Annotated in this window: 3 protein-coding genes and 1 pseudogene; 3 read left to right on the top strand and 1 reads right to left on the bottom strand. The window is 59.3% G+C overall.

All coding sequences use genetic code 11. The features are described 5' to 3' along the window. Positions 1 to 64: 64 nt before the first annotated feature. The 3 genes and pseudogenes from PCE31106_RS23805 to PCE31106_RS23795 form a co-directional block, all read left to right on the top strand. A complete protein-coding gene (locus PCE31106_RS23805) occupies positions 65 to 988 on the top strand; it encodes a zinc-binding dehydrogenase (protein WP_232036327.1) in 924 nt (307 codons plus the stop codon). 77 nt (positions 989 to 1,065) lie between these two features. Continuing rightward, the gene (locus PCE31106_RS23800) at positions 1,066 to 2,460 is read left to right on the top strand and encodes an OmpP1/FadL family transporter (RefSeq protein ID WP_232036326.1); all 1,395 of its coding nucleotides are present in this window, start codon (positions 1,066 to 1,068) and stop codon (positions 2,458 to 2,460) included. Between the two features lie 236 nt (positions 2,461 to 2,696). After that, positions 2,697 to 3,404 (top strand): annotated as a pseudogene (locus tag PCE31106_RS23795) (methyl-accepting chemotaxis protein); the annotation flags it as partial. A gap of 46 nt (positions 3,405 to 3,450) precedes the next feature. Here the strand turns inward: PCE31106_RS23795 and nagR are convergent. Continuing rightward, a partial coding sequence (nagR, locus tag PCE31106_RS23790; RefSeq protein WP_150564889.1) for a naphthalene degradation transcriptional regulator NagR occupies positions 3,451 to 4,290 on the bottom strand: 840 nt, incomplete at its 5' end.

The following is a 4,290-nucleotide window of genomic DNA, read 5'->3' as shown; positions in this document are numbered from 1 at the left end:
GCGGTGTCTGAGCGAAGGCGCCATGCGAGCCCAATTTAAGTAATCCAAGGAAACCATGCCATGAATGAACCCCAACCGAATCATGGAAAAAGGCAAGTCCCAAACAGGTCATGAGTTGATCGGCGAAGTCGTGGAGATCGGTAAGAGCGTTGGGCGCTTCAAGCAGGGTGATCGCATCAGTATGGGGTACTCAGTCTCATGCGGACACTGCTACATGTGCGAGGTCGAGCAGACCGCACATTGCGAGACTACCAAAAACGCGGTCTATGGATTCGGCGTACCTTTCGGCGGCATCAATGGAACTCATGCGGAGGCCCTGATCGTTCCTCACGCGGATGGCCACGCGATGAATGTGCCGAAGGGAATTCCCGATGAAGCGGCGGTTACGCTTTCCTGCAACCTGCCGTCGGCAATCATCGCTAACCGCCTGGCCGATATCCAGGTCGGGGAGAATGTTGCACTGGTGGGCTGCGGGCCGACGGGAATGATGACTCTCGATATCGCGCTGCACAGAGGGCCAGGGCGCGTGGTTATCCTCGATAAGGTTGCCCATCGTCTTGACGTGGTGCGCAAAAAGGGGTGCGTCGCGATTGATGCGAACCAGGGAGACTGGAAAGAAAAAGCACTGGCAGAAACCGGCGGACGTGGCTTTGACAAAGTGATCGAGGTGGTCGGTTATCCCGAAACCCTACAGATGTGCCTCGATCTGGTTCGTCCCGGCGGAACGGTTGCCGCGATCGGCGTTTTCTGCGACTCAGCTTTCAATCTGAATTTGGCCGATGTGTTTCTGCGCAATATCAGCTTGCACATGAATGGCTTCGCTAACGCGCAGCCTTACATGTGGGAGGCATTGCGGATGATGGAGCGTGGTGTGATCAATCCGCAAGAGTACTTTTCACACGCGTTCGAACTTGTTGATGTCGACAAGGCATTCTCCGTCTTTCATCAGAAATCGGACAGCGCAATGAAGGTACTGATCCGGCCATAAACCTGCTTCGACGTAAAGCGAGGGCGAGCGCGCGAACGCTCATACCATTATTAGAAAAATCTGGTAAGGAGACGAAATTGAAGACCAATCAGAGTTGTGTCGCTGTGCGGGTGATCGTGGGTTTTTCGGTGGCATTATTTGCGATGGGCAATGCGAACGCTACTGACGTGTTCAATCTGGAGGGCTATGGCCCCGTGTCCCGGGCCATGGGGGGCACAGGCGTAGCATACGATATTGGCGCGGCCGCCATGATGGAGAACCCGGCAACGCTGGGCTTGATGGAGCATGGGGCCTATCTAGATTTCGGGCTGGATGTCATCAGCACCGATATCAACATACGAAACGCCACCACCGGCGAATCAGTTTCTTCTGGCAATCACGGCAACAACAACGGTCCCTACTTCGCGCCCGAAGCCGCATTCGTGTACCGTGCCGGGAAGTATGCATTCGGGGTGGGCGTCTTCGCGGCAGGGGGGCTCGGCACGCAGTACGGCGGCAGCAGCTTTCTATCGCGCACGACCACCAACGGCATCAGCACCGGCTTCGACAATTTTTCGCGTCTCCTGGTGTTGCGCATTCCGTTTGCCATGTCTTACGACATCACGGACAAGCTGACGGTCGGCGGCTCGCTTGACGCGGTCTGGACCTCGCTGAATCTCGGCATGCTGCTGGATGCCTCGCAAATCGGTACGCTCGCGGCCCAGCACCGCGCATCGGGCTCGCTGCTGCCCGCGCTCGCCAGCGTGCCAGGCCTGTCGGGCGGGTATATCAACTTCGCGCATAACGGAATCGTGGGCGGCGGCGCCGATGCTTGGGGGATCGGCGGCAAGCTGGGCCTCACGTATCGGCTCACGCCGGACACCGTGTTTGGCCTGGCCTACAATTTCAAGACGCACGTGGGCGATCTGGGCGGCCATGCAACGTTGTCGGCAGTGAGTTCCGTTGCCGGAAACATCCCGCTCGACGGTCAGATCACGGTCCACAGCTTCGAAATGCCCGCGCAGTTCACGGCAGGTATTAGCCACCGCTTCAACGATCACTGGAGCATTTCGGCCGACTATCAGCGCGTGTTTCTCGCGAGCGTGTTCAAGGACATCAACGTGAGCTTCGTACAGTCGGGCACGGGGGCGAACCTGAACCTGTCCCTGCCGCAGAACTACCGTGACATCAACGTGTTTGGCGTGGGGGCAGAATACCGCTACAACGCGAGCCTCGCGTTCCGTGCGGGCTTCCATTATGCGCAGGAAGCCATACCAAACAATATGCTGTTGGCCGCCATTGCCGCCATCCCGACCACGACCCTGACCGGCGGCGTTTCTTATGCGTTCAGCAAAGACAACAAGATCGACCTTGGCGTATCATTCGCATTGCAGAAGACCTTGACGAACACGAGTCAGCCCAACACCTCCGTGCCGATAAAGGTCACCCACTCGCAGATCAACGCGGCGGTCGCCTGGCAAAAACGGTTCTGATGCAGAGGCGGGCGCGGTTGGGGTTGGCCCTGTAGGTCAGGACAGTCAGACACCGTCTAGCCGTTCAGGAAGTGGTACTTCCCCCAAAGGGCGCGGTCTTGCGTAAGTCGCGTTGCGCAGATGGCTAGATTGCCTAGGGCGACCTCACGGGGCAGATCGTGACGCGTTCGAACGACGAAGTCGGCCAATTGATGGCCGCCTTGGCGGACATGCAGGGCAGCCTTTCCAGCATGGTGGCCCATGTGCGCCAGAACGCCGACAACGCGCGCCATGCCAACCAGCTCGCGCAAAGCGCCAGCGCCGTGGCCGTCGAAGGCTGCGAAGCTGTGGCCCAGGTGGTCAACACCATGACCGGCATCAACGAAAGCTCACGCAAGATAGCCGACATCATCAGCGTCATTGACGGCATCGCCTTCCAGACCAACATTCCGGCCCTGAATGCCGCGGTCGAATCCGCCCGAGCGGGCGAACACGGTCGCGGCTTTGCCGTGGTGGCCGCCGAGGTGCGCAGCCTGGCCCAGCGCAGCGCCGAGGCCGCCAAGGAAATCAAGACCCTGATCGAGGACAGCGTGGGCCGGGTCGAGCAAGGCAGCGCCCTGGTGGGCCAGGCCGGCACCACCATGAAAGAGGTCGTGGACAGTATCCGGCGCGTGACCGACATCATGGGCGAGATCAGCGCGGCCAGCACTGAGCAGAGCCAGGGAATGGCGCAGGTGGGTGAGGCCGTCACCAATATGGACCAGGCAACGCAATAGAACGCGGCGCTGGTCGAGCAGATGGCCACCGCGGCCTCCAGCCTGAAGGGCGAGTCCGAGGAGCTGGTGCAGACGGTGGCGGTGTTCAAACTGGCGAGCGAAGGCAGTTCTGACCCGGCTGCCTACGCACAAGGCCAGTCGCATGGAAGAACTGCTGCCGCATCGGTTGGCAGATCACCGACATCCTGATTCAGCCATGGCCGCCCGCGACAGTCAATATGGGTTTGCTGGACGCTTATGCTTCAGAGAAAAGCTCGACGAACAACTGACGTAGCCACATGTTGCCCGGCTCCCGGTTGTACTTGGCATGCCAAAACAGGTTGATGGCGATATCGGGCAGCTTGGCCGGGTGCGGGGATGTCGTCAGACCAAAAGGCACTTCGCAGCGAACGGCAAAACGTTGCGGCACGGTCGCGATGAGGTCGGTGCTGTGCACAATGGGGCCGACCGCAATGAAATGCGGCACCACCAGCCGCATATGCCTTTTGATGCCTGCGCGTTCAAGCAGGCCGTCGACCTCACCGTGTCCGGTGTTGAGTGCGACCACGCCGACATGCTCCAGTTCACTGAACTGTTTCAGGCTCATGGGGGATTTGGCGCTTGGATGGTCCTTGCGGAACATGCATACGTAGCGGTGGCGAAAGAGGCGCCGCTGGAAGAATCCGGTCTGTAGCTCTGGCAGAAGACCCAAGGCAAGATCGACCGCGCCCGACTCCATATCCTCGTTCAGATTGCCAGCATTCGGGCGCAGCGTGCTGATCTGGATATGAGGAGCTCGTTGCGCAAGCGCTTCCATCAATGGAGGTATGAAGTACATCTCGCCGATGTCGGTCATTGCCAAGTTGAAGGTGCGCGTGCTGGTAAGCGGGTCGAACGAGTCACGGGTCGTCAGCGCCGTCTGCAACGTGTTGAGCGCATAAACCACGGGCTCCGCAAGATGCAGTGCATACGGTGTCGGCTCCATGCCTTTTGAGGTGCGCAAGAACAAATCGTCGTTCAGCGCTGTACGCAGCCGTTTAAGTGAATTACTGACGGCAGGCTGCGTCAGCCCCAGTTTTTCGCCGGCCGTCGATAC

Origin of the sequence: Pandoraea cepalis (assembly GCF_902459665.1) — a bacterium.
In the GTDB taxonomy this organism is placed as follows: Bacteria; Pseudomonadota; Gammaproteobacteria; order Burkholderiales; family Burkholderiaceae; genus Pandoraea; species Pandoraea cepalis.
This window is presented reverse-complemented; position numbering and strand designations above follow the sequence as displayed.

Bases quoted from the DNA above. Each gene is read 5' to 3' on its own strand.
- PCE31106_RS23805 (WP_232036327.1), top strand. From the start codon at position 65: ATGAACCCCAACCGAATCATGGAAAAAGGCAAGTCCCAAACAGGTCAT.